The sequence below is a fragment of the Vibrio sp. 1F253 genome (genome assembly GCF_041439295.1).
GTDB lineage: Bacteria > Pseudomonadota > Gammaproteobacteria > Enterobacterales > Vibrionaceae > Vibrio > Vibrio tasmaniensis_A.
In genome coordinates this window covers 1-1,756 of the sequence record NZ_JBGONU010000129.1, presented here as the reverse complement: position 1 = coordinate 1,756, position 1,756 = coordinate 1, and the positions used below count along the sequence as shown (strand labels likewise).

At 44.4% G+C, this 1,756-nt stretch carries 2 protein-coding genes; both read left to right on the top strand.

Annotated elements, in window-relative coordinates; translation table 11 throughout:
- Nucleotides 1–19 precede the first annotated feature (19 nt).
- The gene (locus ACED28_RS23120; RefSeq protein WP_371710850.1) at nt 20–877 is read left to right on the top strand and encodes a tyrosine-type recombinase/integrase; all 858 of its coding nucleotides are present in this window, start codon (nt 20–22) and stop codon (nt 875–877) included.
- The gene (locus ACED28_RS23115) at nt 874–1,737 is read left to right on the top strand and encodes a transposase (RefSeq protein WP_371710848.1); all 864 of its coding nucleotides are present in this window, start codon (nt 874–876) and stop codon (nt 1,735–1,737) included. The genes ACED28_RS23120 and ACED28_RS23115 overlap by 4 nt, the downstream gene beginning before the upstream one ends.
- Nucleotides 1,738–1,756: the final 19 nt, after the last annotated feature.

Here is a 1,756-nt window from a genome sequence, read left to right as displayed (position 1 = left end):
ATAGATTAAGGAATACATCATGACCCTATTAAGACAACAACTTATCGATGAAATGGCGGTTCGCCGTTTTTCTCCGAAAACCCATGCAAGCTATTTACGTTGGGTTAAAGATCTATCTACTACTTACGATCTGTCCCCCGATTTACTCACTGATCAACAAATTAGTGCGTATTTACGTACGCTCACCACAGAGCGGAGTTTAAGTAGTAGTACTTGTGCTCAAGCTTTGAATGCCATCTTGTTCTTTTATCGTGCCGTTTTGAATAGAGAATTTGAAGAGCGACTGGTTCCCCCGATTAAACGCGCCAGTAAAATACCGGAGCTGCTTAATCGCGAGGAAGTAAGAAGTATCATTAGTCATTGTCGAAGTCTTAAATATCAGACCGCACTTGAAATGTGTTATGGATGTGGCCTACGTGTCAGTGAGGTCGTCGGCTTGTACGTGAAAGACATTGATGGTGCGGCGAAACGACTGCACATTCATTGTGGTAAAGGTAAAAAAGATCGCTTTGTTCCACTGGGTGATAGCCAACTGAATCATCTTCGAAATTACTGGTGTCATTATCATCCCACCGTAGTGCTGTTTCCCAGCCTAGAGCCCGAAAAGCCATTGGGTATTAGCTCTCTGCAGAAATGCTTCAAAGCAGCAAAAGTTGAGGCAAACGTCAGAAAATTAGGAGGAATACACGCTTTGAGGCACGCTTATGCGACTCATCAGCTTGAGTCGGGCATGCCTTTGAATGTTCTTCAGCGTTACCTCGGACATTCGAATATCAAAACGACATTGAGGTACACCCATTGGATAGGTCATCACAACGAAAGCTCGGACGGAAGTAAGTTCGACTTAGTTGCTCAACTATGGGAGGAGAGCGAATGAACGCATTATCTCCTTACCAAGCCGTATTAACACAAGGCTTAGAAGAGCTTGATAAAAGCAAAGTCACACCGAGACAGTGGCAAGTGCTTAACCATTTAAGAGACTGCCGAACAGAGCGTATGGGCAGCTACGACTGGCGTTGTCAGCAATGTGGTCATGAAACGCGTTGGTACTGCTCTTGTCGAGACCGTCATTGCCCCAATTGCCAAGAGCAGATGAGACAGCAATGGCTAACAAAGCGAAGCCAAGATATTTTACCTGTGGCCTACCATCATATGGTTTTTACCTTACCTCACGAGTTCAATGCTCTGGTTAAAGCGCATCCTAAGGTGGTTTATCAATGCTTGTTTCATTCAGTGTGGGCAACATTATGCGCGTTTGCTAATGAGCGGCATCACCTTGTCGGTCAACTTGGAGCATTAATGGTTCTTCACACTTGGGGAAGAAATCTGAGTCAACATACTCATATTCATTGCCTACTACCGAGTGGGGTGCTTACAAAAGATCGGCAATGGCAACCGACAAGAAAAGAGAGTTACCTGCTTCCGGTTAAAGCCTTATCCGTTCGCTTTAAGAAAGAGATGTTATGTCGAGTAAGCGAGTTGATAGCAACGCACAGTAATTTATTAGAGGAAGCCGCTAGTAAGAGATGGGTTGTGTACAGTAAACCTGTACTCCACGAGCCTACAGCGGTAGTGGGTTATCTATCTCGGTATTGCAATCGTATCGGGTTAAATCCCAACCAATTAAGTTATAACGTGGATGGCCGTATCACGATGAGTTACAAAGACTATCGAACCAATGGGACGCAAAGAATGTGTTGTAATGATCCGCACCAGCAGTTTTGGACACTGAGTTAAGTGAGTACAATCACTAATG

Coding starts and splice junctions, on each gene's coding strand:
- ACED28_RS23120 (WP_371710850.1), top strand. CDS start 20: ATGACCCTATTAAGACAACAACTTATCGATGAAATGGCGGTTCGCCGT.
- ACED28_RS23115 (WP_371710848.1), top strand. CDS start 874: ATGAACGCATTATCTCCTTACCAAGCCGTATTAACACAAGGCTTAGAA.